The organism is Pseudomonas hefeiensis (assembly GCF_030687835.1).
Taxonomy (GTDB): Bacteria; Pseudomonadota; Gammaproteobacteria; order Pseudomonadales; family Pseudomonadaceae; genus Aquipseudomonas; species Aquipseudomonas hefeiensis.
In genome coordinates this window covers 4013665-4040006 of record NZ_CP117449.1, presented here as the reverse complement: position 1 = coordinate 4040006, position 26342 = coordinate 4013665, and the positions used below count along the sequence as shown (strand labels likewise).

Sequence of the window (26342 nt, the reverse complement as noted above, 5' to 3'; positions counted from 1 at the left end):
ATCCTCCCTCCAAGCAGGAGTCCATCATCATGGAATGGCTATCGGAATTTGGTGCCATCGCGGCGATGCAGGGGTTCAACGGCTTGTCCGTGTTCTGCGTGCTGCTGTTGATGGCATTGGGGCTGGCGATCATTTTTGGCCAGATGGGGGTCATCAACATGGCCCACGGCGAGTTCCTCACGATCGGCGCCTACACCACCTATGTCTGTTCGAGCCTGACCAGTCATTTCGCCCCATGGTTTCAACCCTATTATTTTTTTATCGCCATCGCCTTGTCGTTTCTGGTGGCCGGGGCCATCGGCTGGCTGGTGGAGTGGGCGATGATCAGCCGGCTCTACAAGCGTCCGCTGGACACATTGCTGGCGACCTGGGGGCTGTCCCTGGTGATGCAGCAGACCTTCCGTTCGGTGTTCGGCGCCCGTGAAGTCAGCGCCACGCCGCCGGAGTGGCTGATGGGCTCGTTCAACTTCACCGAGGCCATCGAGATCCCGCGCAACGGCCTGTTCATGATGGCCCTGACCCTGCTGCTCACCGCAGCCATTTTTCTCTTGCTCTACCGCTCACGCTGGGGCCTGCAAGTGCGGGCCACGGTGCAAAACCGACTGATGAGCCGTGCCGTGGGCATCAACACGCGCAAGGTCGACCGGATGACCTTTGCCCTCGGTTGTGGTGTCGCGGGGGTGGCCGGCGCGGCCTTTACCACCATCGGCTCCACCGGTCCCACCGCGGGATCGCAGTACATCGTCGACACCTTCCTGGTGGTGGTCTTCGGCGGCGCACAAAGCCTGTTCGGCACTATTGCGTCGGCGTTCGTCATTGCCCAGACCCAATCGATCTCGGAGTTTTTCCTCAGTGGTTCGATGGCCAAGGTGCTGACCCTGTCCGGGGTGATTCTGATCCTGATGTTGCGCCCTCAAGGGTTGTTCTCCATCAAAGTGCGCAAGTAGAGGCGAGCCAATGAAGCTTTTAGACAAGATGCTGGCGGGCAAGCAGAACCTGTTGGGCGTGGCCCTGTTGGCGCTGCTGATTTTCGTGGTCTTCCCGCTGACCCTGGATGCCTTTCGCCTGAACATGGTGGGCAAGTACCTGACCTATGCCTTCGTCGCTGTCGGCCTGGTGTTGTGTTGGGGCTATGGCGGCATTCTCAGCCTCGGGCAAGGAGTGTTCTTCGGCGTCGGCGGCTACTGCATGGCGATGTTTCTCAAGCTCGAAGCCTCCGACCCGCAGAGCACCAAAATCCAGTCGACGCCGGGCATTCCGGATTTCATGGACTGGAACCAGATCACCGAACTGCCGTGGCTCTGGGTGCCGTTCCACAGTTTCAGCTTCACCCTGTTAGCGGTGATCCTGGTGCCGGTGGTGCTGGCCTTCATCATTGGCATGGCGCTGTTCAAACGGCGGGTGGGGGATGTTTATTTCTCTATCGTCAGCCAGGCCATCGCGCTGATTCTCACGGTGCTGATCGTCGGCCAGCAGGGCCTGACCGGCGGGGTCAACGGCATCACCGATCTCAAGACTCTGCTCGGCTGGGACCTGCGCAGTGACAGCGCCAAGCTGCTGCTGTACTTCATCAACGCGGCCTTGTTGTTCGGCTGCATTTTCATCGGCCGTTTCGTCCTCGCGTCGAAGCTCGGGCGGCTGCTGATGGCGATGCGCGATAAAGAGGAACGGGTGCGCTTCTCCGGTTATGACGTAGCCAGTTTCAAGATTTTCGTGTTCTGCATCGCCGCTGCCTTCTCGGCCAGTGGCGGCGCCATGTTCGCCTTGCAGGTGGGCTTCATGTCGCCTTCGTTCGTCGGCATCGTGCCGTCCATCGAGATGGTGATCTTTGCTGCTGTCGGCGGGCGCATGTCGCTGCTCGGCGCGGTGTATGGGGCCTTGCTGGTGAACTACGGCAAGACCTATTTCTCCGAGTCGTTCCCCGAATTGTGGCTGTACCTGATGGGCGGGCTGTTCATTGCCGTGGTCATGTACTTCCCCAATGGCTTGGCCGGACTCTGGGACAGTCATGGCCGCCAGGCCCTTGGTCGACTATTGCGGCGTCCCTCGCAGCAAGCTGCCGTTGCCGAACCCCTGCCAGAGGCGCCGCGCACCGCACCGCCAGCCTCGGCTCCTGAACGTCCTTCGCTGGAGACGCAGCCATGACCGCCGTAGGTTTTCAAATGAACAAGCCGGTGCTGGTTATCGAGGGGTTGACGGTGTCCTTCGACGGTTTCAAGGCCGTGGACAACCTCAACCTGTACATCGACCGCAATGAAGTGCGGGTGGTGATCGGGCCCAACGGCGCAGGCAAGACCACGGTGCTCGACCTGATCTGCGGCAAGACCCGCGCCACCAGCGGCAGCATTCAGTTCGATGGAAAGGAACTGACCAAGATGCGCGAGTACAACATCGTCCGTGCCGGTGTCGGGCGCAAATTCCAGAACCCGTCGATCTACGAAAACCTCACGGTGTTCGAGAACCTGGAGATGTCCTACCCGGCGGGGCGCAAGGTGTTTGGCGCGTTGTTCTTCAAACGCAGTGCCGCGGTGATTGCCCGGGTAGAAGAGGTGGCGCGGGAGATATTTCTCGGCGAGCTTTTGCAGCAACAGGCCGACCTGCTGTCCCACGGCCAGAAGCAGTGGCTGGAGATCGGCATGCTGCTGATGCAGAACCCTGACCTGTTGATGCTCGATGAACCGGTCGCAGGGATGAGCGTCAACGAACGCGTCCAGACCGCAGAACTGCTCAAGCGCATCAGCCAGGGACGCTCGGTGCTGGTGATCGAACACGACATGGAGTTCGTCAAGAGCATCGCCCATAAGGTCACGGTGCTGCACCAGGGCAAGGTCCTGGCCGAGGGCAGCATGGAGTCGGTGCAGAACAACCCGAAAGTCATCGAAGTCTATTTAGGCCATTGAGGAAGCAGGCATGTTCAACGTAGACAAGCTGTCCTGTGGTTACGGCCAGAGTCAGATCCTCCACGACCTCGACCTGGCCGTGGCCAAACGCGAAATTGTCGCCGTGATGGGACGCAACGGCATGGGCAAGACCACGCTGTTCAAGAGCTTGATGGGCATCCTTCCGCAGTGGCGGGGGCAGGTCAGCGTCGATGGCCAGGACGTCTCGAACCTGGAAACCCACGAGCGGGTGGAGCACGGCATTGCCTATGTGCCTCAGGGGCGGATGATTTTTCCCAGCATGACGGTGTTGGAAAATATTCAGACCGGCCTGCCGGCATCGGCCCGGGGCCAGGTCCCCGAAGATCTTTATGCGTTGTTTCCGGTGCTTCACGACATGCGCTCGCGCAAGGGCGGCAATCTCTCTGGCGGGCAGCAACAGCAACTGGCCATTGCCCGGGCACTGGCGACCAATCCCAAGGTGTTGTTGCTCGATGAACCTACCGAAGGCATCCAGCCGTCGATCATCAAGGACATCGCCCGCACGTTGAAAGAGATCCGCAACCTGCGCGACCTGACCATTGTGGTCTCCGAGCAGGTGCTGTCATTCACCCTGGAAATCGCCGACCGCTTCCTGGTGATCGAGAAGGGCCGCTTCGTGATTGAAGAGACCCGGGACAAGGTCGACGAAGCCACCATCAGTCGCTACCTCTCAGTGTAGGTGCGGCTGGGCGGCGCGATGGTTTATCGGCTCCCTTTGTAGCAGTTGGCAAGCCAGCTCACAGGGGTACGTCATCCAACGTATTGGCCGATTCGTGCCGCCATTCGAGACTGGTTCCAACGCGGTACATCCCTAATGTTCAGGAGCTTCGCCATGACCGATACCTTGATCAAAGTCGACCTCAACCAGCCCGCCACAGAGAACGAGCAGATCCATAACCGCTGGCATCCGGACATTCCCATGGCTTGCTGGGTCAAGCCAGGGGATGACTTTATTCTTGAGACTTACGACTGGACCGCCGGCGCGATCAAGAACAACGACGATGCCTCGGATGTGCGTGACGTCGACCTGTCCACCGTGCACTACCTGTCCGGTCCAGTGGGCGTGCATGGCGCCGAGCCGGGGGATCTGCTGGTGGTCGACCTGCTGGACATCGGCGCCAAGGCCGAATCGATGTGGGGCTTCAACGGCTTCTTCTCGCGGCAGAACGGCGGCGGATTCCTCACGGATCACTTTCCCAGCGCGCAGAAAGCCATCTGGGATTTCAAAGGCATGTTCACCAGTTCGCGGCACATTCCCGGGGTCAACTTTGCCGGCCTGATCCACCCCGGATTGATCGGTTGCCTGCCCGACCCGGTAATGCTCGGCGACTGGAACCGCCGTGAGCAGGAGCTGATCGACACCGACCCGACCCGCGTGCCGCCCCTGGCCAACGCCCCGCTGGCCGCCACCGCGCACATGGGCAAGCTCAAAGGCCAGGCCCGGGATGATGCCGCGGCCACCGGCGCACGCACGGTGCCGCCGCGTGAACATGGTGGTAACTGCGATATCAAGGACCTGTCCCGGGGCTCGAAGATTTTCTTCCCGGTCTACGTCAACGGCGCCGGGTTGTCGGTGGGAGACCTGCACTTCAGTCAGGGCGACGGCGAGATCACTTTTTGCGGTGCCATCGAGATGGCCGGCTGGGTGCATATGAAAGTCGAGCTGATCAAGGGCGGCATGGCCAAGTACGGGATCAAGAACCCGGTGTTCAAACCCAGCCCGATTATCCCGACCTACCAGAACTACCTGATCTTTGAAGGTATCTCGGTGGATGAAGCCGGCAAACAACACTACCTGGACGTCAATATCGCATACCGCCAGGCCTGCCTGAATGCGATCAACTACTTGACCAAGTTTGGCTATTCGCCCGCCCAGGGTTATGCACTGTTGGGCTCTGCGCCGGTGCAGGGGCATATCAGCGGCGTGGTCGACATCCCCAACGCCTGCGCGACCCTCTGGTTACCCACCGAAATCTTCGAGTTCGACATCAACCCCAACGCCAACGGCCCCATCAAACACCTCGACGGCAGTATCGATCTGCCGATCGCCCCGGACCTGTGAGACACGCCCGAGCCCGATCAATGTCCGGAGAGCGCCATGCCGACCTATGAGTACGAATGCCAAACCTGTGGCTCTTTCACAATGTTGCGGCCCATGGCCCAACGGCACGAGTCGTGCCAGTGCCCGTCTTGCGCGGGCCCAGGAGGGCGGTTGCTGTTGTCTGCGCCGGCGCTGACGACGTTGTCGAGCAGTCAACGCCTGGCCATGGCGACCAACGAGCGAAGTGCCCACGCGCCGCAGACCCTTGGTGAGTACCAGCAGAACCGTCGTCACCCCAGTGGGTGCAGTTGTTGCGCACCGAGCAAACCGCTGGCCCCGACCAAAGAAAATCCACAGGGGCTCAAGAGTAAAACCGGCTCCAGACCTTGGATGATCAGCCATTAACAGAGGTAAATCTCATGCGTCATGGTGATATTTCCAGCAGCCCGGACACCGTGGGTGTCGCGGTCGTCAATTACAAAATGCCGCGGCTGCATACAAAAGCCGAGGTCATTGAAAACGCCCGCAAGATCGCCGACATCATCACCGGTATGAAAAGCGGTCTGCCCGGCATGGACCTGGTGGTGTTTCCTGAATACAGCACCATGGGCATCATGTACGACCACGATGAGATGATGGCAACTGCCGCCAGTATTCCAGGCGAAGAGACGGCGATCTTTTCCGCCGCGTGCCGTGCGGCAGACACGTGGGGGGTGTTTTCACTGACCGGTGAACGGCATGAGGAGCATCCTCACAAAGCGCCTTACAACACGTTGGTGTTGATCAATAACCAGGGCGAAATCGTCCAGAAGTACCGCAAGTGCATTCCCTGGTGCCCCATAGAAGGCTGGTATCCGGGTGATCGGACCTATGTCTGCGAGGGGCCGAAGGGCCTGCAGATCAGCTTGATCATTTGTGATGACGGCAACTACCCGGAGATCTGGCGCGACTGTGCAATGAAAGGGGCGGAGTTGATCGTCCGTTGCCAGGGCTATATGTACCCGGCCAAAGAGCAGCAGGTGATGATGTCCAAGAGCATGGCCTGGGCCAATAATTGCTATGTGGCAGTGGCCAATGCGGCCGGCTTCGATGGGGTTTATTCCTACTTTGGCCACTCGGCGATTATTGGCTTCGACGGTCGCACCCTGGGCGAATGCGGTGAAGAGGAAATGGGCATTCAGTACGCACAATTATCCGTTTCGCAAATCCGCGATGCGCGAGCGAACGACCAATCACAGAATCATTTGTTCAAGCTGCTGCATCGCGGTTACACCGGGGTCTATAACTCCGGGGACGGCGACAAGGGAGTGGCTGACTGCCCGTTCGACTTTTACCGCACCTGGGTACTGGATGCGCAGAAAGCCCGGGAAAACGTCGAAAAACTTACCCGTAGCAGCGTCGGCGTGGCTCATTGCCCGGTGGGAGAGCTTCCCCACGACGGTAAAGAAAAACACGCAGGCTAAACCATGCCTTTGGTGAATGATCGCATCGACCCAAACCACCCACAGCCTGGCCTGACCAGCGCATCACAGGCAGCAGATGTGTTGACCTCACGCTTCGTCTTCAATCCCGCCCAGGTCATGGCGTTGTTGCGCAGTCGAATTGTCGGCCAGGAACAAGCCATGAGCGCGGTCGAGGCGTTGCTAAACGTGGTTAAGGTCGATATTGGTGAACGTGAGAGGCCGTTGACGGTGAACCTGTTCATGGGGCCGACCGGTGTCGGCAAGACCGAAATCGTCCGTCTGCTGGCACTGGCCATACACGGTCGCGCCGATGCTTTTTGTCGCATCGACATGCACACCTTGGCCCAGGAGCATTACTCGGCGGCGCTCACCGGAGCACCACCGGGTTATGTGGGGAGTAAAGAGGGCGTCAGTCTGTTCGATAGTGAATTGATTCAAGGCACCTACAGTCGCCCAGGCATCGTGCTGTTCGATGAACTGGAGAAGGCCAGCAAGGAAGTGGTGCGCAGCTTGTTGGGCATTCTTGAGAACGGCCAACTGACCTTGGCGGGCGGTAGCCGAACGCTGGATTTTCGCAATAGCCTGATCTTCATGACCAGCAACATTGGAGCCCGGCAAGCGACCACCTACAGGGAACGTTTTTCACGCGGTTGGCGGCGCTGGCTCGGCATCGCCCCACAAGGTGAGCAGGCTATGTTGGAGCTAGCGTTGCACGCCTGGTTCGAACCGGAATTTCTAAACCGTATTGATCGCATCCTGGTTTTCCAACGCATCGAAAGCCAATGGCTGGAAGCGTTGTTGCAGATCGAACTGAACAAACTCAACCAACGTCTCGGTCAGCATCGCCGTACGCTGGTCCTGGACGTTGCGGCAAGCGACTGGCTGTGCCGAAAGCATGACCCACGCTTTGGTGCTCGGGCCCTGACAAGGCGAGTGCGGGTCGAGCTGGAGCCTGCCATCGCTGAGTGTTTGCTGGCTAATCCGCAGACAATGCAGATGACTGCGACGGTCGAATCGAACCGGCTGACGGTTGTTCCAGCGCAAAGCACTGTGTTCAACGCATCAACGCCGAAGGGTTTTCCTGCAGCATCACCGAACTGTGGAGGGTAGCGAGCGCTTCCTTCAGTAAGGTTTGCTCCGACGCATCCTTGGATTTCTTGCTTTCCTTGGCGGCGTACTCCAGCAATACCAAGTGACTGCGGCTGGCTGACGCTTGCTTGGGCACCACGGTCTCTTCAATCAGTTTGCCCATGACATACTTCTGTGTCCGGGTGTCCTGGCTGGCGGATTGTGTGACGGAGGCTTTGGTCAGGCGGCCGTCCTTGTAGGCGAGGCTGGCCGAGCTGCTGGCCTTGTCATTCACTTGTACGTAGAGGTAGTTCTGCGATTCGTTATCTTTGCCTAGCGCAGGTGCTTTGCCGCCCTTCAGGGTTTTGTGAAAGCTGGCCGACAGACTCGATTGCTGGGTTTGATCGATCTTGCGGTCACGCATGATGGAACCTGCGACGACAGTCTTTTGCGAGAGGGTATAGGCAAAGCTATCGAGTTCAGACAGGTGCATCGGGTTAGACGCGTTGTTCGTCTGAGTGATGGACGCCTCGAAGTCTGCCAGTCCGGTCAACAGGCCTTTGTCCGTCGCGTTACGGGTCAATCGCTCAGGTAGAGTGGTGCCCTGTGGATAGTGGCTGTTCATGGCGCTGAACGCATCCTTGAACATCTCCATCAGGGCCGCCTTGGCGCTGCCGCGCTCCTGCACCCGGTCAAACTGGGCCAGGTAGCTGTTCAGAGCGTTGGCCTGTTGCTTGGCATCGCCCAGGATTGCGCTGTTCTTCAGGTCCACGCTCAGGTTTAATTTGCCATCCGGACCGCTCATTTGCGTGGTGCGGCGTTGGTCGTCGGCGCTAAAGGCGAGGGTCAGATCCTCACCGTCCACGCCCTTTAGCTTGGCGTTCAGGTCAATGGATGCCAATACGCTGGAGTCAAACTGCGTCAGCTTGCCCAGATCAAGCTTGGGCGGCTCGGCGGTCAACCCGTCGACAGCCGCCTGAAAGGCATTGCCCAGAGCACCAATCGCCTTGAGTTCATCCTCGCTCAGCGGGCCACCATCCACCGTAGCCTGGACACCAAGACCATCGTCCTGGCTTGTCAGACTGAAGGTGACCGTCTTGCCGCTGGCGGTCTTGATACTGAGGCTGATCAGGTTGTCGGCTTTATTGTGCAGCAGCGTCTGTTCGGATTTTATCCCGGCGACGTCGTAAGCCCTGTCCGTGGTGGTATGGAGCACTGACTGGGAAATGCTTGAACCATTCTTGGCGAATTGCTCCACCAAGGCTGCGCCCAGGCCGTGGAAACGGTTGGCGATCGACAGCGATCTGGGGTTGGTCCCCATGACGCGAGTGACGGCATCCTGACTGGTCTTTTCCCAGACACGAACAATCTCCTGGCCGGGCAGTTGCCCGAGTCGGGAATAGGTCTGTGATTCGACATCGGCCACAGGATTACCCAGGCTGACGATTGCCGAAGGTCGAGCCGGGAAGGCATCAGCACTCTCTATCACTGTTGCAGGCGATGCCGCGACGGCAGAGCGAGTCTGGATCTGGATGGGAATGGCAGGGCTGATCGGGGATAGGGTAGTCATGACAGTCCGTGTCGAAGGAGCAGAGTTACGCTCAATGTAGTGAATTCACCACCCGATTGAAAGCGGGGCGGTTGAAATAAGTGGCAAAGAGCTATTATGCATTTGCCCGTTAGCGTGTTCCCGGAGCGGCTCAGCCCAATCTGAAAAGATTGGGCTTTTTCACGCATTGAGAAACGCTGTTCCCCAGGCCTGTGGTTGACACTGTCGCCGTCAGAAGACGAGCTTGAACAGGGCGATGACCACGATCAGGCCGATTATGAAAATGATACCTACGGTGCCGCCAAGAAATTTCAACATAATGATGCTCTCATCGGATGGGCTTAATTTTCTAGACCACCCTCGACAACGCTCGTTTCGTTGAATTTCACCTACCGGTGATCAATGAACTGCCCAGGACCTCGGAACAGGCACCTGATCAAACTTCGAAACGGTCTTGATCCAGTAGCGGCGATAGTCGGTCTGGTCCGGCGCCAGGGGTTTGTGGCTTGACCATGGATGTTTCTCCTTCAGGCTGGCGCGGTACGCCTCCCATTCTTTCTGCTCGGCCACTTCCCGGGCTTTGCTCCGGTCATCGAACCAGCCCAGAACATAAGCTTCGCCCTGGTCCGTGCCGTGCGCTATCAGCAAATAAATCTCTGTCATGACTGACCTACCGTTCTGTCCTGCGCCCCAGTTGCAGGGTCTTATCCTTGGTATCGGCCGTTCTTCTCCATTTTTGAGATTTATTGATAAGTGGTGAGTATTGCGGAACCGGGAGAAACGCAGGACGAACTGCTCAGCCGCCAGCGCCCACGGCGCGCCAGGCGGCCTCGGCCAGCTGCTGCCGGTAGCTTTCAGGGCTGCGTTTGACTCGGGCCGAGAGCCAGGCGCGACAATAGCTCTCCGCCGAACCGATGATCAGTGACGGGATCAGCTCAAAAGGCAGGTCCTGCAAATCCTGCTGGTGGGCGGGGTCGCTGAACCATTGCTTGAGTGCGGCGTTCCTGGCGAGATTCGCCTCGGCGAGCCGCTCATTGAAGCTGCTTCGCGCCACCGCAAAGCGAGCCTGGTATTGGAACCGCGCCCAATCGGGTTGACTGACCACCCAATCCACGTAGCTGAACACCAAGGCGTGGACCCATTCCCTGGTCGACGTGACAGCGCTGAGGTAGCTGTCCCTGAGCCGTGCCTGATCATCCAGGGCGGTCATGTACAACGCTGCGACCAAGCCTTCCTTGTTATCGAAATGGTGATAAATGGCCCCCACGCTCATCTGACTTTCGGCCCGGATGATGTCGATGGTGGTCGCTTCTATGCCCTGTTGGTTAAACAGCGCCAAGGCACATCGCAGGATGTGCCGCTTGGACTCGGCACGGCGCCCTGGGTAGCAGCGCTCGAGGAGATCGACAGGTTCCCTTCGTCCGTTCACGCGATTGCGTTGTGCAACGCGGCGGAACTGGCGGGCGGCATGATGACCGAGGTGTCCATCCCCAGCGGCGCTCGTTGGATTCCCAAAGGCATGACTGTCGAATACTTGGCCAAGGCCAAGACCGCCATCCATGCGATTGCCGACGGTAGCGAAATCGACTGGCAGACTTCGGGCGACAAGATTGTCCCGGTCGAGATCTTCGACGAGGCTGGGGTGAAGGTCTTCACGGCGCGCATCACCATGAATGTGAAAATCGGCTAGGTCTCCTGGCTCATCAAACGTCGACCGTCTCCGCCAGATGCGCCATCAGCCACTGGCGGAAGCGGCTGACGCTTTGCCTGTTTGGGGCCCGGCCTTGGGGTTCCAGCAGGCAGAACTGTGCGTTGGTACGCAGGATGGCTTGTGTCGGCCGCACCAGGTTGCCGGTTTGCAAGTGATTGCTGAGCAGGCCCGACCAGGCCAGGGCGATCCCCTGGCCAGCCAGCGCCGACTGGATCAGCATGGAATAGCTGTTGATATTGATGCGCCGCCGAGGTTCTGGCGCGGGGTAGCCAAGGCGTTGGAACCATTCTCTCCAGCCAATCCAGTCCCGGTGCTGGTCTTCCAGCCACAACCAGGTGCATCCACCCAACTGCTCGAGCGTCTCGATCCCTGGGTGCTGCGCCAGATAGGCGGGGCTGCATACCGGGAAAATCTCTTCGTTGAACAGCGGCGTGACTTTCATGTTTTTCGGCGGCGTGCTGCAGTAATACAGCGCCAGGTCACAGTCCAGCCGGGAAAAATCACTGACTTGGTCCGTCGCGATGATGCGCAGGTCAATCTCTTCATTCTGGCGCTGGAACTCCGACACAAGCGGTAGCAGCCACAATGACGCCATCGCCGTACTGGTGACGACAGTGACCTGTTGCGCGCCTTGCCAATGGCGCATTCCCGCGGTGGCCTGGGCGATTTGCTGCAACGTATCGCGGATGCTCTCGTAATACTGGGTGCCCGAGGCGGTGAGGTTGATTTCCCGCGTCGTGCGGGTGAACAGCGCCGTGCCCAGATAGTCTTCGAGCAAGCGTACCTGGCGGCTGATTGCACCTTGGGTGACGTTCAGTTCGCGTGCTGCCACGGTGAAACTCAAGTGGCGGGCGGCGGACTCGAACGCCACCAGGCTGTTGAGGGGCGGCAAGGGTTGCAGTTTCATCAGGCTTCACTGCCTTATAAATGTTTGGTGCACGGAGATTGTGCAGAAGCCCGTGCGCAGTGACTACCTAATTAGTGAGACACGGCTAAAGATCAAGGACCAAATCAGAAGTGGGCTTGCTGCAGCACAGCAAACGCAGACCTTTGTCTATTTCCCGTTGCCTGATACCTCCGTTGTGATTCATCTCGACCGTACCCTGTAGCAGGGCGGTCTTGCAGGTGCCACAAACGCCCTGGCTGCAGGAGGAGGGCACGATGGCGCCGGCTTTCTTCGCGGCGGCCAGCACGGTCTGATTGCCCGGCATGCTGAATGTTTTGCCTGAACGCGACAGGGTCACCGTGAAAACGTCCTGCTGATTGAGCGTAGCGGCCTGCTCGACCAACGGCTCTTCATTCAGGGCGGTGATGTCGAAGCTTTCCTGATGGTAGTGGGCGAAATCGAACGCCGCTTCCCTGAGTAGCGACTTGACCGCTTCCATGTAGCCTTGGGGACCGCAGGTAAAGATTTCCCGTTCCTTGTAGTCCGGCACTTGCTGACTCAACAACGACAAGTCGAGCCGGCCTATCGGTTGCTGCCATTGAGCGGTGTCGCCGAGCCCTTCGCAAATACTGATGACTCGCAGCCCCGGCATGGCGGCCTGCATGCGCGTCAACTCTGCGTGGAAGATGATGTCGGTAGGCGTACGGGCGCTGTGCACAAACACGATGTCGAGGTTGCCGGCCATGTCGCAGGCGGCCCGGGTCATCGACATCAGGGGTGTTACGCCGGAGCCAGCGGACAGGTACAACAACTTGGTCGCCGGATGACCGACCGGTGTAAAGCTGCCCGCCGGGCCGGACGCCTTCAGGCTGTCGCCGGGCTTGAGGTGGTCATGCAGCCAGTTCGACACCGCGCCCCCCGGCACACGCTTGACGGTAATGGAAAACGCAAACGGCCGGGTGGGGGAGGACGACAGGGTGTAGCAGCGGGCAATGGTCTGCCCGCCAATGACCGGCGCGATCGTGATGAATTGACCGGGCTCGAAGCCCAGCGCGCTGAAGTCCGCACAGCGAAAAATGAAGGTCCTGACGTCGTGGGTTTCCTGGCGCACAGCGCAGCATTGCAGGTTTTTTTGTTCACCGCTGTGCCATTGCGCGCCGAAAGTGCCCCAGGTGGTCGGGTCGGTAAAGCGCTGGACCGCGCTGGTGTTTCCAGGGCTCGTCAGGATTTCGTAAGTCGTCATGTTCATTCCTCACACGCCATGGGCGGCCAGACGCGCCGCGTACCAGCGCGAGAACTGGTCGACATAGGTTTCGGTAAAGGCCGAAAACGGCCCGGGCGTGTAGGCGGGATCCTGGGTGCCGCTGTGGGTGATGCCGACGAGATTGGCGTCTTGCAGGTTGGTCGCCGCCCAGACTTCGGTCAGCTTATCCACTTGGTAGTCGACGCCTTCGACGGCATCGGCATGGACCAGCCATTTGGTGCGCACCAGGGTTTTATCGGGCGCCAGGGGGATGATGTAGGAGACCACGGCATGGTCGCTCATGACATGGGTCCAGGAGTTGTGCGTCCAAAGGTGCACGTCGCCCAAGTCGCGGCGGGTGAGTTCGCCAAACAGCCGGGTGCACGCCACGCGGGTGTCCAGGGTCTGGGATTCGCCGTTGCCGGCAATGGCCAGTCGCTGCGAGCGGAATTGGGTCACGGCATCTTCACCCAGGTGTTCGACGGCATCGCAGATATAGCCTTCGCGCTCCCAGTTGGTCTTGGTGTCGGCATTGCGGCGGTGATACTCGGCCAGTGCCTGAAGTGAATCCTCGCCCAGCCCATCGGTGCAGAAGCCGAAATCTTCGGGCAGGAAAGACGCAGTCAATTCCGGGTGGGTGGCGGCGCAGTGATAACACTCGCGGTTATTCTCGATCACCAGTTTCCAATTGCCGTTCTCGATGATTTCCGATTCGTGGGCGATCTTTGAGTGGACAATGTCGTATTGGGCGAAACGCTGCGTCATGACCTGGTCAAGGTACAGGATGTCTTCTGGTGGTTCGTCGCCCAGGCAGACGAAAACATGGGTGCCGATGACCCGAGTGTGCACAGGGATCAGGCTTTTGCATTTTGGGTCGAAGTCCTGGCCCATGTGTGCCGCATGTTTCAGGCTGCCGTCCAGGTCGTAGCTCCACTGGTGGTAGGGGCAAACCAGCATGCCCACCGTCGACTTGCCGGCCTGTTTCAAACGAGCCCCGCGATGGCGGCAGACATTGCGAAACGCCTGCACATGCTCATCGTCATCGCGCACCAGGAGGATGGAGGATTTGCCAATATCGATGGTCGAGACATCACCGGGTTCGGGGACGTCGCTGGTGACACCGACCAGAATCCAGTGTTTCGTGAAGAAAACATCGACGTCGGTTTCAAAGATATCCTGGCGACCAAACAAACCGCCTGGCATGCCATGGCCGGGCGTGCGGTCGGCCAAGAGTTCACGATGGGTCTTCACGGCATTGATTGTCATTATAGGTCTCGCTCACATTCAAATTGATCAGGCGGCGAGTACAGTTTGGAAAGGTGGGATAAGACCGTCAACGCGCTTTATTTTCACGTTCGCATAACTTTGCGTTATGCGTAAAAGTGGTATTAAACATCTATAAAATCAATGGCTTAGATAACTATCGTCCCGCAGCCAATCGATCAGTGCCTGGGTGATGGGAGCAAGTTTTCGACCGCTCGGAACAACCAGGTAATAAGCGTCTTTTGGCTTGACCACGTAGGGCGTAATTCTGATCAGTTCACCGCTGTTGAGCCGGTGCGCGATCAGCCGGCTCCATCCCAGTGCAATGCCATGGCCTTGGATGGCCGCCTGGATCGCATCGTTGTAGGAACTGCAGCGGAATGAATAGTTGAGTTTGGGGCGCAGGTCGCCGAGCTCCCGGCACCAACGGTTCCAGGTCATCCAGCCTTCCAGGGTGGAGTCCGAATCAATCAGCGCCGTGTCCAAAAAATCGGTAACGGACGAAGGGGCCGTGTTGGCGGCAAGCCAGGCCGGCGAACAAACGGGAAAAACTTCTTCATCGAACAGGAAAACTGAACTGCCATCCTCCCATTTTCCATTGCCGAAACGGATGGCCAGGTCGACGTCATCCCGATATGAACTTGGCGAGATCTGCTGCGTCATCAAGCGCAATTTCAACTTCGGTTGCAAGGTGCGCAGAGCGATCAATCTGGGGAGTATCCTCAAGTGAGAAAACGCCTCCGTGCAGGCGATGGTGATCTCCTGCTCACCAATGCCCTCGGCAATTTTGTCGAAGACACTGGCCATGCGATGAATGGACTCGGCGACGACCAGGTGCAGGACATAGCCTTCGTGAGTCAGCTTGATCGCCCGATGAAGTCGATGGAACAGCTTGGTCCCCAGGGTATCTTCCAGCAACCGGATTTGTTTGCTGACGGCCGCCTGGGTCACGCCCAGCTCTTGGGCTGCCAGGGTGAAACTGGCCAGCCGCGCCACGGCTTCAAATTCCAGCAACGCCGTCATCGACGGTATCAACCGCCGATAGCCCTTGACCTTTTTATCGATATCGCTGGGTTGCATAGGTGTGTTCCAACGCCGTTGCCTGGTGAATCAAGCCACCGAAGATTCTCTTGCGGGTTCAGAAAGCGCGGGGTGCGACAGGTTGTGCCCCAGCAGTGCCCGATACAGTTCACCGTCGCCCAATATGCCCAGGACAGTACCGGCCTCGTCCTGCACGATCAGGGGATGGCCCGTTTCGTAGCGAATCTGCAGGGCGTCGCGCATGGTAGTCGTCGACGGTACGCAAGTGGGCTGTCGAGCCAAGGTCTCGATTTGCTCGGTCGGATTCCATGATTGGACGTGTGCGGTTGTGGCGCCTTTTCGAGCGCTGGCCAAATGACGCTGCGGGTTCACCACCATCCACAGGTTTTGAGCCGTATCCAGGCAGTATTCGTCACGGGCGAAAACGCACTGGTCCAGCGGGGTCATCAAGCTTTTTGCGCACAGCACATTCAACGGGTTGGTGTGGGCGACGAAGTTACGCACGTAGTCGTCGGCCGGATTCAGCACGATCTCTTCGGGTTTGCCGTACTGGATGATCTTGCCGTCTTTCATGATGGCGATGCGCGTGCCCAGCTTGAGGGCTTCGTCCAGGTCATGGCTGACGAACACTATGGTCTTGTGCAATTTGCGCTGCAGATCGAGCAGCTCATCTTGCAGGCCTTGGCGAATCAACGGGTCGAGGGCCGAGAACGGTTCGTCCATCAGCAGGATGTCGGCGTCCATCGCCAGGGCGCGGGCCAGGCCGACCCGTTGCTGCATACCGCCGGACAACTCATGGGGTTTTTTATTGCGCCATTGGGTCAGGCCCACCAGTTCGAGTTTTTCATCCACCAGCTTCTTGCGTTCTTTTTCCGGCCGGCCCTGCATTTCCAGGCCAAAGCTGATGTTCTCGCGCACCGTCAGCCAAGGCATCAGGGCGAACTTCTGGAACACCATGGCGATGCGTTTGGTGCGCATCATCTTCAGTTCGGCCGGGGTGCAGGAGGCGATGTCGATCTGTCGGCCTTCGTGCTCGACGAACAGCTTGCCGCGACTGACGGTGTTCAGCCCGTTGATGCAACGCAACAAGCTGGATTTGCCGGAGCCGGACAGGCCCATGAGCACGCAGATCTCGCCTTTGTTGATCTCCAGATTGGCTTTTTCCACACCGACGATCAAACCGGTTTTCTGCAGAATCTGCGGCCGCGAAAATCCTTGATCGAGCAAATCCAGTGCGGGCTTCGGACGGGCCGAGAAGATGACGTCGACGTCTTCAAAACGGATGATGCTCATGCGTCACCTCTTTTCACGGCTTCACGTTGTTTGCAGATTCGGTCGAGGATGATTGCCAGCAGCACGATCGCCAGGCCGGCTTCAAAACCCATCGAGATATCGGCGGTGTTCAAGGCGTTGACCACTGGCTTGCCCAAGCCGTCGGCGCCCACCAGTGCGGCGATCACCACCATCGACAATGACAGCATGATGCACTGGGTGATACCGGCGGCGATGCTGGACATGGCATGGGGCAGTTCGATGCGCGCCAACAATTGGCGGCGCGAACAGCCGAAGGCCTTGCCGGCATCCATCAACTCTTCGGGTACGTCACAGATGCCCAGGTAGGTCAGGCGAATAGGGGCGGCGATGGCGAATACCACCGTGGATATCAACCCTGGAACCACACCCAGGCCGAAGAGCGTCAGGGTAGGGATCAGATAGACGAAGGTGGGCACGGTCTGCATCAGGTCGAGGACTGGCCGCAAGACCGTATAGAACCAGGGTCGATGTGCCGCAACGATGCCTAGCGGTACGCCGATGACCACGCAGACGAGTGTGGCGAAGGACACTTGGGCGAGGGTCTCCATGGTCTCCTGCCAGTAGCCGAGATTGAATATCAGCAGGAACGAGAGGGCCACGAAGAGGGTGAGGCTCACCTTGCGTTGGATGTAATAGGCAAGCAGGACAAATACAACGATCAACGCCAAGGGGTTGAACCAAAGGAGCGCGTTGGTCAATGCGGTGATGACGCCCGACAACGACAACGATATGGCGTCGAAAATACCTGCGCCATGTTGAGTCAACCATTCGACATACCGGGCGATTTGTTCGCCCAGTGGAAGCTTCTCTTGTGTAATCCACATATCACTAATCCGGCTGATGGAAAGAAATCGCACGCCAGCAACCGCCCGGGCGCAGCTTCGTGTGCCAGGTTTCCAGGCAACACAAAGCGACGGCACGAGGCGTCGCGTAATAAGCAGTTATCGAAGTTTGGGCAGGGGATGAGTAACAGATGACGTGTGTGTCAAAGCCAGTCGTCCCGGCATTCTTTGGCCGGGTGTCGAGTGTCCTTCAGAGGTGTGCACTGCAAGATTCATGATGGCGGCTCGTTGTTGTTTTGGTTTGGAGTCCGTTGCCTGTGGGAGATAGTTATCCAGGTGCCTTTTGCTGACAAACCATTTTATGTCAGTGCCTCATGAGTTTTTATCATTAATGACTCACCACTTCTCGGGCAGAAAAGTCAATCAAATGTACTCAGGTGTACATTTGACGGTCATGCTAGTACATTCGCGTTACGCATTATTTTAAAGAAGGTAAGCAAAGATGCCCCAGGTAGGGAAGGCACGCGGCAAGGCCCAGGACGCAGGCTGGCGGGGCTCGCCGGAGGGCTGGCTGGAAGCGGCCTACGAGGCCCTGAAGGAATCGGGCATCGATGCGGTTCGAGTCATGCCGCTGGCCAAGCGCCTGGGCTTGTCACGTACCAGCTTCTACTGGTTCTTCGAGGATCGCGAGCAACTGCTGGCGGCGTTGTTGTCTCGCTGGCGAGAGACCAATACGGGGGGCTTGATACGGCAAAGTGAAAGCTATGCTGAAAGCATCTCCGAGGCGATCCTGAATGTGTTCGAGTGCTGGCTCAACCCGCAATTGTTCGACTCGCAGTTCGAGTTTGCCGTGCGCAGCTGGGCGCTTCAGTCCGCTGAAGTGGCCCAGGAGGTCGCAGTTGTGGACGAGCAGCGAATGAACGCCCTGGCGAGCATGTTCAAGCGCTTTGGCTATGACACTCAGGGGGCTGATGCTCGGGCCCGAACGATCTACCTGACGCAGATCGGCTACATCACCATGAACACGACTGAGCTGATCACCGTGCGCTTCCAGCGCATTCCTCATTACGTGAGCATCTTCACCGGCAAAGTCCCCAAGCAGCGTGAGCTGGATCGTTTCTATGGGAAGTTCGGCTATGCCGAAAAAGAGCCAGGGGTCTTTGTTCCCTTGACGGATACTTTCGATGAAGGTTCCGCCGATGATCAATGAGACCGTGGGAATCATTGGCGGAACCGGCTGGCTGGGCGGCTCGATTGCCAAGGCGGTCTTGGCGAAGGGACTGGTGCCGTCGGGAAACCTGGTCATTTCCAATCGTTCGGGAAACCATCCGTTGGTCCAACAAGGTGCCAGTCTGGTCACGGACAACCAGGACCTGGTGGATCGCAGCGACATCGTGATCATCGCGGTTCGCCCCGAGCAGTTCGCCAGCTTGAACATCAATGCGACGGGCAAAACCGTGATCTCCTTGATGGCCGGCATCACGGCGCAGGCAATTGCTGCACAGTCCTTGGCTTCGGCGGTCGTACGGGCGATGCCCAATGCGGCGGTGGAAATCGAGCAGTCCTTTACGCCTTGGTATTGTTCGGGCGGGGTAGCGGCGACGACGAAAATCCTTGTGCAGCGTTTGTTTGAATGTGTGGGCACCGCTGCTGAAGTCCAGGAGGAGGACTTCATCGATTACCTCTCGGCACTCTCAGGCACCGGTCCGGCCTTTCCGGCCTTGTTGATGATGGCACTGGCCCATCAGGCGATGCTGGCCGGCATACCTGATGATATCGCGCAGCTTGCCGCGAAAAATGTCGTAGTCAACAGCAGCCAGTTGTTGGCCAACCGTGATGCACAGCAGATGATCGACGCTTTGGTGGCCTATCGCGGTGTAACGGCTGCCGCCTTGCAGGCGATGAGCCAGGGACCTTTCGAAGAGCAGATTGGAAGGGCGTTGCAAGCAGGTGCCGCGGTGGCCCGCAAGGGGCTTCAAGCCTGATAAAACGATCGGTGTCGGGTAACGGCCACTACCGCATCGCGAGCAGGCTCGCTCCCACATTCGATCTTCAGCAGACACAACATCCATGCCCAACACAAACCCTTTGTGGGAGCGGGCTTGCTCGCGAAGGGGGCAGCACATCCAACATATTCATTGACTGTGACACCGCTTTCGCGAGCGAGCCCGCTCCCACAGGAGAAACGCGGCCCACCCAAACCAGGCCGGCTGTCAGGCCGCCTCGCTTTTGATCTTGATCTGGGGCAAACCGAGCCTAAGCGAGGTGCCGAGTGGTGGGGCAAAGCGCTTTTGGTTACTTTTGGCAGGTCCGGCTCCCGGCTCTTCCAAAAGTGACCCGCTGTAAGGGAGGAACCGCCAGCCGCCGCTACCCCAGCAACGGATATTCACCCCAACCGCCAATCCTATTCGGCTTTGAAGCAGTACACCGCCAGCTTGTTCCCGTCCAGATCACGCGCATAAGCGGCGTAGGCATTGTCAGCCCAGCTACGAGGACCTGGCAGGCCTTCGCATACGCCGCCGTTTGCCAACGCGGCAGCATGGAAAGCCAGGACCGCAGCACGGTTCGGTGCTTCGAAGCTCACGGTGACACCGTTGCCGATAGAAGCCGGGTTTCCATTGGCCGGGTTGAGTACAAAGAAGGATGGTTTGTCGACGCCCCAGATGGAGCCGGCTTCGTCGAGGTCGGCAACGCGTTTGAGGCCGATTTCTTTCAAGGTGACGTCATAAAACGCACGTGCTTTTGCCAGGTTGTTGGTGCCGACGGTGACATGGGTAAAAACGGACATCTTGGTTTCCTTTCTATGGGGTAATTGGACGATCGACCGGATCTCAGAAATGAATAACGGTACGAATGCTTTGCCCGGTGTGCATCAACTCGAAGGCTTCGTTGATATCTTCCAGGGGCATGTTGTGGGTGATGAAGGTTTCCAGCGGGATTTCCCCGCGGCCAGCCTTCTCGACGTAACTGGGCAGCTCCGTGCGGCCCTTCACGCCGCCGAAGGCGCTGCCACGCCATACGCGACCGGTGACGAGCTGGAACGGGCGCGTGCTGATTTCCTGGCCTGCGCCGGCGACGCCGATAATGATCGACTCGCCCCAACCTTTGTGGCAACACTCCAGTGCCGCTCGCATCAGTTGCACATTGCCGACGCACTCGAACGAATAATCCACGCCACCGTCGGTGAGTTCGACGATGACATCCTGGATCGGCTTGTCATATTCCTTGGGATTGATGAAATCCGTTGCGCCCAACGACAGGGCGACATCACGCTTGGCTGGGTTGATGTCGATGGCAAGGATGCGTCCGGCGTTGGCCATCTTTGCACCGATGATCGCGGCCAGGCCGATACCGCCCAAGCCGAAGATCGCCACGCTGGCGCCAGCCTCGACTTTCGCGGTGTTGAGCACGGCGCCGATCCCCGTGGTCACCCCACAGCCGAGTAGGCACACCTGCTCCAGCGGGGCATCCTTTGGAATCTTCGCCAGGGAAATTTCCGGCAGCACGGTGTATTCGGAAAAGGTCGAGCAACCCATGTAGTGGAACAGCGGCTTGCCTTCATAGGAGAAGCGCGAGGTGCCATCGGGCATCAAGCCTTTGCCCTGGGTCGCCCTGACGGCCTGGCAGAGGTTGGTCTTACCTGATAGGCAGAATTTGCACTGCCGACATTCAGCGGTGTAGAGCGGGATCACGTGGTCGCCGACTTGCAAGGAAGTCACGCCTTCGCCGATGGACTCGATGACACCACCGCCTTCATGCCCCAAAACCGTGGGGAAAATGCCTTCGGGATCGCTGCCCGAAAGAGTGAACGCATCGGTGTGACAGACGCCAGTGGCGACGATGCGAACACGCACCTCACCGGCCTTGGGCGGCGCGACATCGATAGTGACCAGTCGCAGTGGTTCATTGGGCGCGAACGCGACCGCAGCCCTGGACTTCAAGGTCTGTGCTGACATGGAAGAGCCTCGTGTTAAGTATCAAAAATGCCCCTGATTCATGGGATCAGGGGCATGACCTCAAATGTCTTTCACCAGCCGCAGCGCATCGTAGATGGCCGCGTGGGTATTGCGCGCCGACACCGCGTCGCCGATCCGGAACAGCTGGAAACGACCCTGCGGGTTGGTCACGATATTCTGGGTTTTCCCGGCGATCAGGTCGTGCTGTTCCACCGCGCCGTTATTGCTCGAATGCGGGCGCAGTTCGAAGTACAAATCGTCCAGGGGCAGGGTGCCGTGGTTGACCACCACCTGATCGACCACGCGCTGCTTGTGCACCTGGCCGTAATCGCTACCGAAGTTGGCCACCAATTGACCGTCGCGCTTCTCCACGGAGTCGACCCGATAGGTGACCGTGAAGGTGACGTTCAGGTCTTGCAGGCTGCGCATGTAAGGCACCAGGTTCATCGCCATCACCTCCGGCGCAAACGACCGGTCCGGCGTGACGATTTCCAGTTTCGCACCGCTGTTGGCGATGACCTCGGCCGCTTGTAGCGCCGCGTGATCGCCGGCGTCGTCGAAGATCAGCACGTTCTGGCCGGGCTTGACGTCGCCGGAAATGATGTCCCAGGTCGACACCACCAGTTCATTGCCCTGCTTGAGTACCTCGGTATGGGGCAAGCCGCCGGTGGCGACGATCACCACGTCCGGCGACTCGGCCATGACGGTCTCGGCTTCGGCCCAGGTGTTGAACTGGAACTTCACGCCCAGTCGTTCGCATTGCGCCATGCGCCAGTCGATGATGCTGATCATCTCGCGGCGACGCTCGCTCTGGGCAGTCAAGCGGATCTGCCCACCGGGCTGATCCGCTACTTCGAACACCGTGACGTCGTGGCCACGTTCGCCGGCCACCCGTGCCGCCTCCAGGCCTGCCGGGCCGGTGCCGATCACCACCACCTTGCGCTTGACCGACGCCTTGGGGATTTCGTGGGGCATGGTGGTTTCGCGGCCAGTGGCGGCGTTGTGGATGCAATACGCCGCGCCGCCCTGATAGATGCGGTCCAGGCAATAGTTGGCGCCGACGCAGGGACGGATGTCCTCTTCGCGCTTTTCGATGATCTTGCGCACGATGTGCGGGTCGGTCATGTGCGCCCGGGTCATGCCGATCATGTCCACCTTGCCGGAGGCGATGGCGTGTCGCGCCGTGGCGACGTCCGGGATCTTGGCCGCATGGAACGTTGGGAAACCGGTGGCTGAACGGATCTCGCCGGCAAAATCCAAGTGTGGCGAGTTGCGCATGCCCTGGATGGGAATCACGTCGGTGAGGCCGGCATCGGTATCGATGTGCCCGCGAACGACGTTGAGGAAGTCCACCAGGCCGCTGTCCTTGAGCATGTGGGAAATCTGCAGGCCATCGCTGGCGCCGAAGCCGCCGGGCAGGCCCTCATCGCCGGTGTAGCGCACCCCGAGCAGGAAATCCTCACCGCATTGCTTGCGGATGCCCCGCAAGATATCGAAGGTAAAGCGCATCCGGTTTTCCAGCGAACCCCCGTAGGGCCCGTCGAGATCGTTGGTCAGTGGCGACCAGAACTGATCCATGAGGTGCCCATACGCCTGCAGTTCCAAGCCATCAAGACCGGCGGCCTTCATGCGTTCGGCGGCGTCCACGTAATCCTTGATGATCCGGTCGATGTCCCACTCTTCCATCTTTTTCGGGAAGGCCCGGTGGGACGCTTCGCGGCGATGGGACGGCGAGACGACCGGCAGCCAGTCAGCCTTGTCCCAGCGCGTGCGGCGCCCCAGGTGGGTCAACTGGATCATCACCGCCGCGCCGTGTTCGTGGCATTCGTCGGTCAGGTCCTTCATCCATTTGACCACTTCGTCCTTGTACGCCAGCACGTTGTTGAACACCGGCGGGCTGTCCCGGGAAACGGCGGCGGAGCCCGCAGTCATGGTCAGCGCCACGCCGGCCTTGGCACGTTCGACGTGATAGGCGCGGTACAGATCCTTCGGCATACCGTCGACAGGATAAGCCGGCTCATGGGAGGTGGTCATGATCCGGTTTTTGAGCGTCAGGTGTTTGATCTTATAGGGCTGCAGCAGAGGATCGCTGGACATGGTGTTGCGCTCCGGGAACAGAACATCAGGCTTGGTTTGACATAACGGTATGTCGAATGTTCATGTGTGTCAACGATTGGGACACAGGTGTACATTTTTCTTGCGCGGCGGAAAAACCAGGATTACCATCCAGTCGAAACAGGGGTGGTCCGGCTCGTGCGGCCGGCCATCGCGCATCGATCCAAAGTGCAAGGGGCTCTGCGAAGAACCATGAAAGTACTCGTTGCGGTAAAGCGCGCCATCGACCCGAATGTGAAGGTCCGGGTGAAAGCCGACGGTTCAGATGTCGAGCTCAATGGCGTGAAAATGGCCTTGAACCCGTTCTGCGAAATCGCGGTGGAAGAGGCGATTCGCCTCAAGGAGAAGGGGCTGGCATCCGAAGTGGTGGTGGTCTCGGTGGGCACGTCGGCCGCCCAGGAACAACTGCGCACGGCATTGGCGCTCGGCGCGGACCGGGCGCTGCTGATCGAGACGAGTGCGATACTCGAACCGCTCAATGTCGCCAAGTACCTGAGCAAAGTGATCGATCAGCAAAAGCCGCAATTGATCCTGTTCGGCAAACAGGCGATCGACCAGGAAAACAACCAGGTCGGGCAAATGGTCGCGCAGTTGATCGGCAGCGGTCAGGCCACTTACGCCTCCGCCGTCAATCATGTCGACGGGCAATGGGTGGTCGAGCGTGAGGTCGACGGTGGCAGCCAGGTGCTCGCCCTCGCCATGCCGGCCGTGGTGACCTGCGACTTGCGCCTGAATCAACCGCGCTACGCCTCGTTGCCGAACATCATGAAAGCCAAGAAAAAACCGCTTGAAATCATTGCCGCTGACACCTTGGGCGCGAGCGTGAAGGAACACGCTCGTTTATTAGGGGTGGTCCCGCCCGCAGTGCGCAAAGCGGGGATCAACGTCGGCTCGGTGGCCGAGTTGGTGGATAAATTGAAAAACGTTGCGGGGGTGATTTGATGCGCACATTGGTGATCGCCGAGCACAGCGCCGGCCAGTTGACGGCAGGTACGTGGAGTGCCGTGACCGCCGCCCTGACCCTGGGTGCCGAGACGGATTTGCTGGTGATGGGCGGGGCGGACGCATCGGCAGTGGCGCAACAGGCGACGCTGGCCCAGGGCCTGGCCCGGGTGCTGCTCGCACAAGGGGCGATGTTCGAAAACGCCCTGGCTGAAAATGCCCAACCGCTGATCACTTCTCTGGTGGACGAGGGGTATACGCACGTCGTTGCCGACGCCAGCAGCAGGGGCCGTAATATGCTGCCACGGGTCGCGGCGAGCCTGGATGTCGGCATGCTGTCCGACGTCACCCACATCGTCTCGACGGACACGTTCCAGCGGCCCATTTATGCCGGCAATGCCATCGCCACGGTGCAGTCCCTTGACCCGATCAAGTTGCTCACCGTCCGCGCCTCGGCGTTCGCCCAGGCCTTGTCCCATGAGCATCGCTGCGAAGTGGTGGCGGTGGAGGGCGGACAAAGTGCAAGCAACGTGCGCTTCGTGAGCGAACAACTGACGGCCAGCGAAAGGCCCGACCTGTCGAGCGCTCGGGTCGTCGTGTCCGGTGGCCGCGGGATGCAGAGCAAAGAGAATTTCGCCCTGATCGAGCGGGTGGCGGACAAGCTTGGCGGTGCCGTAGGCGCATCGCGTGCCGCGGTAGATTCGGGTTTTGCCCCCAATGATTTGCAGGTCGGGCAGACGGGGAAAATTGTCGCGCCAGAGCTTTACATCGCAGCGGGCATCAGCGGCGCCATTCAACATTTGGCGGGCATGAGCGGTTCAAAGGTCATCGTTGCGATCAATCAGGACGCTGAAGCGCCGATTGCCCAAGTGGCGGATTACATGTGGGTGGCGGATTTGTTCGAGGCCTTGCCGGCGCTCGAAAAAGCATTGTGAGTGCTTACATTTATAAGCTCCGCCAAATGGCGGAGGAGGGCCGAACCACCTGAATACATGAAGGGTTTTCGTATAACTAAAACTTATCCATGCATAACATAAAATCCCTTGAGGGCGTAATGGCACTCTGCCTTTATGAGGGAAGTTAATTCTTCTGCTGCCCTGCCAATAACTATTAATACAGTACGCGGAGATGCACCATGATTACGTTATCCAGTAAAACTTGTATCGGCTGGCTTGCAGGCCTGGCGATAGCTGCCGGTAGTCTGACGGCTCACGCCGAGGAACCCACGCCTATCCGTATTGGATGGGTGAATTGGTCGGATACGGAAATCGCTGTAAAGCTGGCAGATACGGCATTGCGCGAGCACTTGAAGCAACCGGTCAAATTGGTACTCGCCGATATTGGCATTCAGTTCCAGGCCCTGGCTAACGGCAATATCGACTTGATTCCGATGGTCTGGCTGCCGAGCACTCACAAAGCGTTCTACGATAAGTACAAAGACAAGCTCGAAGACCTCGGCGTGCTGTATGAAGGTCGGATCGGCATGGCGGTGCCAACGTCCATTCCGACCAGCGAGATCGCCAGTGTCGAAGACCTCAACAAGCCTGAAGTACGGGAAAAACTCGGTGGCAAGATCCTGACGTCGGAAGTGGGCAATGGTCAGTACAAACTGACGGAAAAGGCCATCAAGGAATATAAGCTTGATGGTTATAAAATGGTCGCCTCTTCAGAGTCCGGGATGTTGAGCGAGCTGGATCGCAACATCAAGCGTGACAAATGGTCGTTGATCAACGCTTGGAGCCCGCACTGGATGTTTGCCAAGTGGCCGCTGCGCTACCTGGATGATCCGAAGCAGATTTTCGGTGGTGCTGAGCAAATCCATGCGGTTGCTCGCAAAGGTTTCAGCGCCGAGCATCCTGATGTCGCTCGGTTCTTCGCCAACTTCAAGATCCCCAAGGCTGACCTTGAGAAGTTGATGTCGACCGCCCGTGACAGCTCGGCAGACAAGGTCGTTGCAGAGTACTACGCCGCCAATAAGCCTCGCTTCGAGGCGATGTTCGGTAGCCAGACCGCTTCCGCGACACCGTCCCAGTAAGGGCCGTTGCTA

At 58.9% G+C, this 26342-nt stretch carries 26 protein-coding genes and 1 pseudogene; 14 read left to right on the top strand and 13 right to left on the bottom strand.

All coding sequences use genetic code 11. The features are described from left to right. The first annotated feature begins 29 nt into the window (after nucleotides 1–29). The 8 genes from urtB to PSH57_RS18025 all read left to right on the top strand — a co-directional run bounded on the left by urtB (nucleotide 30) and on the right by PSH57_RS18025 (nucleotide 7535). Nucleotides 30–947, top strand: coding sequence for an urea ABC transporter permease subunit UrtB (urtB, locus tag PSH57_RS18060; RefSeq protein ID WP_058542509.1), 918 nt, complete (start codon nucleotides 30–32; stop codon nucleotides 945–947). 10 nt (nucleotides 948–957) lie between these two features. Next, on the top strand, nucleotides 958–2145 hold the full coding sequence (gene urtC, locus PSH57_RS18055) for an urea ABC transporter permease subunit UrtC (protein WP_305384581.1): 1188 nt from the start codon (nucleotides 958–960) through the stop codon (nucleotides 2143–2145). Further along, nucleotides 2142–2900, top strand: a complete 759-nt coding sequence (urtD, locus tag PSH57_RS18050; protein WP_003203582.1) for an urea ABC transporter ATP-binding protein UrtD — start codon at nucleotides 2142–2144, stop codon at nucleotides 2898–2900. Before urtC ends, urtD begins: the two co-directional genes overlap by 4 nt. A 10-nt stretch (nucleotides 2901–2910) precedes the next feature. After that, on the top strand, nucleotides 2911–3600 hold the full coding sequence (urtE, locus tag PSH57_RS18045; RefSeq protein ID WP_256228877.1) for an urea ABC transporter ATP-binding subunit UrtE: 690 nt from the start codon (nucleotides 2911–2913) through the stop codon (nucleotides 3598–3600). A gap of 153 nt (nucleotides 3601–3753) precedes the next feature. Then, a complete protein-coding gene (fmdA, locus tag PSH57_RS18040) occupies nucleotides 3754–4983 on the top strand; it encodes a formamidase (RefSeq protein WP_305384578.1) in 1230 nt (409 codons plus the stop codon). A 36-nt stretch (nucleotides 4984–5019) separates the two neighbouring features. Next, nucleotides 5020–5367 (top strand): FmdB family zinc ribbon protein, encoded by a 348-nt coding sequence (locus PSH57_RS18035; RefSeq protein WP_305384576.1) that lies wholly within the window; start codon nucleotides 5020–5022, stop codon nucleotides 5365–5367. A 14-nt stretch (nucleotides 5368–5381) separates the two neighbouring features. Further along, nucleotides 5382–6425 (top strand): aliphatic amidase, encoded by a 1044-nt coding sequence (locus tag PSH57_RS18030; protein ID WP_305384573.1) that lies wholly within the window; start codon nucleotides 5382–5384, stop codon nucleotides 6423–6425. A gap of 3 nt (nucleotides 6426–6428) precedes the next feature. Further along, nucleotides 6429–7535 carry an AAA family ATPase gene (locus PSH57_RS18025; RefSeq protein WP_305384572.1) on the top strand — a complete coding sequence of 369 codons (1107 nt, stop codon included), beginning with the start codon at nucleotides 6429–6431 and terminating at the stop codon, nucleotides 7533–7535. On the opposite strand, the gene PSH57_RS18020 is transcribed toward PSH57_RS18025, so the two are convergent. From PSH57_RS18020 to PSH57_RS18010, 4 genes are all read right to left on the bottom strand, one after another. Continuing rightward, nucleotides 7480–9063 (bottom strand): lactate dehydrogenase, encoded by a 1584-nt coding sequence (locus tag PSH57_RS18020; RefSeq protein WP_305384571.1) that lies wholly within the window; start codon nucleotides 9061–9063, stop codon nucleotides 7480–7482. The two genes, PSH57_RS18025 and PSH57_RS18020, sit on opposite strands and share 56 nt — an antisense overlap. Before the next feature lie 210 nt (nucleotides 9064–9273). Next, the gene (locus PSH57_RS29460; RefSeq protein WP_442793071.1) at nucleotides 9274–9360 is read right to left on the bottom strand and encodes a small membrane protein YohP; all 87 of its coding nucleotides are present in this window, start codon (nucleotides 9358–9360) and stop codon (nucleotides 9274–9276) included. Between the two features lie 81 nt (nucleotides 9361–9441). Next, a complete protein-coding gene (locus PSH57_RS18015; protein WP_256228883.1) occupies nucleotides 9442–9705 on the bottom strand; it encodes a hypothetical protein in 264 nt (87 codons plus the stop codon). A gap of 133 nt (nucleotides 9706–9838) precedes the next feature. Next, the gene (locus PSH57_RS18010; RefSeq protein ID WP_305384567.1) at nucleotides 9839–10471 is read right to left on the bottom strand and encodes a TetR/AcrR family transcriptional regulator; all 633 of its coding nucleotides are present in this window, start codon (nucleotides 10469–10471) and stop codon (nucleotides 9839–9841) included. Between PSH57_RS18010 and PSH57_RS18005 the strand changes: the two are divergent. After that, nucleotides 10460–10732, top strand: a pseudogene (locus tag PSH57_RS18005) (hotdog fold domain-containing protein); the annotation flags it as partial. The gene PSH57_RS18010 and the pseudogene PSH57_RS18005 sit on opposite strands and share 12 nt — an antisense overlap. A 13-nt stretch (nucleotides 10733–10745) precedes the next feature. On the opposite strand, the gene PSH57_RS18000 reads toward PSH57_RS18005, so the two are convergent. From PSH57_RS18000 to choW, 6 genes are all read right to left on the bottom strand, one after another. Beyond that, a complete protein-coding gene (locus PSH57_RS18000) occupies nucleotides 10746–11660 on the bottom strand; it encodes a LysR substrate-binding domain-containing protein (RefSeq protein ID WP_305384566.1) in 915 nt (304 codons plus the stop codon). 85 nt (nucleotides 11661–11745) lie between these two features. After that, a complete protein-coding gene (locus PSH57_RS17995) occupies nucleotides 11746–12882 on the bottom strand; it encodes an FAD-binding oxidoreductase (RefSeq protein WP_305384565.1) in 1137 nt (378 codons plus the stop codon). Nucleotides 12883–12891: 9 nt separating this feature from the next. Next, nucleotides 12892–14148 (bottom strand): aromatic ring-hydroxylating oxygenase subunit alpha, encoded by a 1257-nt coding sequence (locus PSH57_RS17990; protein WP_305384564.1) that lies wholly within the window; start codon nucleotides 14146–14148, stop codon nucleotides 12892–12894. A 138-nt stretch (nucleotides 14149–14286) separates the two neighbouring features. Beyond that, complete coding sequence (locus tag PSH57_RS17985) at nucleotides 14287–15225, bottom strand: LysR substrate-binding domain-containing protein (protein ID WP_305384563.1); 939 nt, start codon at nucleotides 15223–15225, stop codon at nucleotides 14287–14289. Nucleotides 15226–15255: 30 nt separating this feature from the next. Beyond that, complete coding sequence (gene choV, locus PSH57_RS17980) at nucleotides 15256–16479, bottom strand: choline ABC transporter ATP-binding protein (RefSeq protein ID WP_305384562.1); 1224 nt, start codon at nucleotides 16477–16479, stop codon at nucleotides 15256–15258. Then, nucleotides 16476–17324: a choline ABC transporter permease subunit gene (gene choW / locus PSH57_RS17975; RefSeq protein WP_305384561.1), complete on the bottom strand. Its 849-nt coding sequence runs from the start codon at nucleotides 17322–17324 to the stop codon at nucleotides 16476–16478. The genes choV and choW overlap by 4 nt, the downstream gene beginning before the upstream one ends. Nucleotides 17325–17784: 460 nt before the next feature. On the opposite strand from choW, the gene PSH57_RS17970 reads away from it, so the two are divergent. Together PSH57_RS17970 and PSH57_RS17965 are read left to right on the top strand one after the other, a co-directional pair. Beyond that, on the top strand, nucleotides 17785–18492 hold the full coding sequence (locus PSH57_RS17970; protein WP_305384559.1) for a TetR/AcrR family transcriptional regulator: 708 nt from the start codon (nucleotides 17785–17787) through the stop codon (nucleotides 18490–18492). Further along, entirely contained in the window at nucleotides 18482–19267 is a 786-nt protein-coding gene (locus tag PSH57_RS17965; RefSeq protein WP_305416702.1) for a pyrroline-5-carboxylate reductase family protein, read from the top strand. The genes PSH57_RS17970 and PSH57_RS17965 overlap by 11 nt, the downstream gene beginning before the upstream one ends. Nucleotides 19268–19686: 419 nt before the next feature. On the opposite strand, the gene PSH57_RS17960 is transcribed toward PSH57_RS17965, so the two are convergent. The 3 genes from PSH57_RS17960 to PSH57_RS17950 are packed head-to-tail and all read right to left on the bottom strand — an operon-like array spanning nucleotide 19687 to nucleotide 23335. Then, the gene (locus PSH57_RS17960) at nucleotides 19687–20070 is read right to left on the bottom strand and encodes a VOC family protein (protein ID WP_305384557.1); all 384 of its coding nucleotides are present in this window, start codon (nucleotides 20068–20070) and stop codon (nucleotides 19687–19689) included. Between the two features lie 43 nt (nucleotides 20071–20113). Then, nucleotides 20114–21238: an S-(hydroxymethyl)glutathione dehydrogenase/class III alcohol dehydrogenase gene (locus PSH57_RS17955; protein WP_305384556.1), complete on the bottom strand. Its 1125-nt coding sequence runs from the start codon at nucleotides 21236–21238 to the stop codon at nucleotides 20114–20116. A gap of 60 nt (nucleotides 21239–21298) precedes the next feature. Continuing rightward, nucleotides 21299–23335 carry an NADH:flavin oxidoreductase gene (locus PSH57_RS17950; RefSeq protein ID WP_305384554.1) on the bottom strand — a complete coding sequence of 679 codons (2037 nt, stop codon included), beginning with the start codon at nucleotides 23333–23335 and terminating at the stop codon, nucleotides 21299–21301. Between the two features lie 210 nt (nucleotides 23336–23545). Here PSH57_RS17950 and PSH57_RS17945 point away from each other — a divergent pair, with 210 nt between their 5' ends. The 3 genes from PSH57_RS17945 (at nucleotide 23546) to PSH57_RS17935 (ending at nucleotide 26330) form a co-directional block, all read left to right on the top strand. Next, complete coding sequence (locus PSH57_RS17945) at nucleotides 23546–24295, top strand: electron transfer flavoprotein subunit beta/FixA family protein (RefSeq protein WP_305384552.1); 750 nt, start codon at nucleotides 23546–23548, stop codon at nucleotides 24293–24295. Further along, nucleotides 24295–25230, top strand: coding sequence for an electron transfer flavoprotein subunit alpha/FixB family protein (locus PSH57_RS17940; RefSeq protein WP_305384550.1), 936 nt, complete (start codon nucleotides 24295–24297; stop codon nucleotides 25228–25230). The genes PSH57_RS17945 and PSH57_RS17940 overlap by 1 nt, the downstream gene beginning before the upstream one ends. A gap of 200 nt (nucleotides 25231–25430) precedes the next feature. Then, nucleotides 25431–26330, top strand: a complete 900-nt coding sequence (locus tag PSH57_RS17935) for a glycine betaine ABC transporter substrate-binding protein (RefSeq protein WP_305384549.1) — start codon at nucleotides 25431–25433, stop codon at nucleotides 26328–26330. Nucleotides 26331–26342 lie beyond the last annotated feature (12 nt).

Bases quoted from the DNA above. Each gene is read 5' to 3' on its own strand.
- urtB (WP_058542509.1), top strand. From the start codon at position 30: ATGGAATGGCTATCGGAATTTGGTGCCATCGCGGCGATGCAGGGGTTC.
- urtC (WP_305384581.1), top strand. From the start codon at position 958: ATGAAGCTTTTAGACAAGATGCTGGCGGGCAAGCAGAACCTGTTGGGC.
- urtD (WP_003203582.1), top strand. From the start codon at position 2,142: ATGACCGCCGTAGGTTTTCAAATGAACAAGCCGGTGCTGGTTATCGAG.
- urtE (WP_256228877.1), top strand. From the start codon at position 2,911: ATGTTCAACGTAGACAAGCTGTCCTGTGGTTACGGCCAGAGTCAGATC.
- fmdA (WP_305384578.1), top strand. From the start codon at position 3,754: ATGACCGATACCTTGATCAAAGTCGACCTCAACCAGCCCGCCACAGAG.
- PSH57_RS18035 (WP_305384576.1), top strand. From the start codon at position 5,020: ATGCCGACCTATGAGTACGAATGCCAAACCTGTGGCTCTTTCACAATG.
- PSH57_RS18030 (WP_305384573.1), top strand. From the start codon at position 5,382: ATGCGTCATGGTGATATTTCCAGCAGCCCGGACACCGTGGGTGTCGCG.
- PSH57_RS18025 (WP_305384572.1), top strand. From the start codon at position 6,429: ATGCCTTTGGTGAATGATCGCATCGACCCAAACCACCCACAGCCTGGC.
- PSH57_RS18020 (WP_305384571.1), bottom strand. From the start codon at position 9,063: ATGACTACCCTATCCCCGATCAGCCCTGCCATTCCCATCCAGATCCAG.
- PSH57_RS29460 (WP_442793071.1), bottom strand. From the start codon at position 9,360: ATGTTGAAATTTCTTGGCGGCACCGTAGGTATCATTTTCATAATCGGC.
- PSH57_RS18015 (WP_256228883.1), bottom strand. From the start codon at position 9,705: ATGACAGAGATTTATTTGCTGATAGCGCACGGCACGGACCAGGGCGAA.
- PSH57_RS18000 (WP_305384566.1), bottom strand. From the start codon at position 11,660: ATGAAACTGCAACCCTTGCCGCCCCTCAACAGCCTGGTGGCGTTCGAG.
- PSH57_RS17995 (WP_305384565.1), bottom strand. From the start codon at position 12,882: ATGACGACTTACGAAATCCTGACGAGCCCTGGAAACACCAGCGCGGTC.
- PSH57_RS17990 (WP_305384564.1), bottom strand. From the start codon at position 14,148: ATGACAATCAATGCCGTGAAGACCCATCGTGAACTCTTGGCCGACCGC.
- PSH57_RS17985 (WP_305384563.1), bottom strand. From the start codon at position 15,225: ATGCAACCCAGCGATATCGATAAAAAGGTCAAGGGCTATCGGCGGTTG.
- choV (WP_305384562.1), bottom strand. From the start codon at position 16,479: ATGAGCATCATCCGTTTTGAAGACGTCGACGTCATCTTCTCGGCCCGT.
- choW (WP_305384561.1), bottom strand. From the start codon at position 17,324: ATGTGGATTACACAAGAGAAGCTTCCACTGGGCGAACAAATCGCCCGG.
- PSH57_RS17970 (WP_305384559.1), top strand. From the start codon at position 17,785: ATGCCCCAGGTAGGGAAGGCACGCGGCAAGGCCCAGGACGCAGGCTGG.
- PSH57_RS17965 (WP_305416702.1), top strand. From the start codon at position 18,482: ATGATCAATGAGACCGTGGGAATCATTGGCGGAACCGGCTGGCTGGGC.
- PSH57_RS17960 (WP_305384557.1), bottom strand. From the start codon at position 20,070: ATGTCCGTTTTTACCCATGTCACCGTCGGCACCAACAACCTGGCAAAA.
- PSH57_RS17955 (WP_305384556.1), bottom strand. From the start codon at position 21,238: ATGTCAGCACAGACCTTGAAGTCCAGGGCTGCGGTCGCGTTCGCGCCC.
- PSH57_RS17950 (WP_305384554.1), bottom strand. From the start codon at position 23,335: ATGTCCAGCGATCCTCTGCTGCAGCCCTATAAGATCAAACACCTGACG.
- PSH57_RS17945 (WP_305384552.1), top strand. From the start codon at position 23,546: ATGAAAGTACTCGTTGCGGTAAAGCGCGCCATCGACCCGAATGTGAAG.
- PSH57_RS17940 (WP_305384550.1), top strand. From the start codon at position 24,295: ATGCGCACATTGGTGATCGCCGAGCACAGCGCCGGCCAGTTGACGGCA.
- PSH57_RS17935 (WP_305384549.1), top strand. From the start codon at position 25,431: ATGATTACGTTATCCAGTAAAACTTGTATCGGCTGGCTTGCAGGCCTG.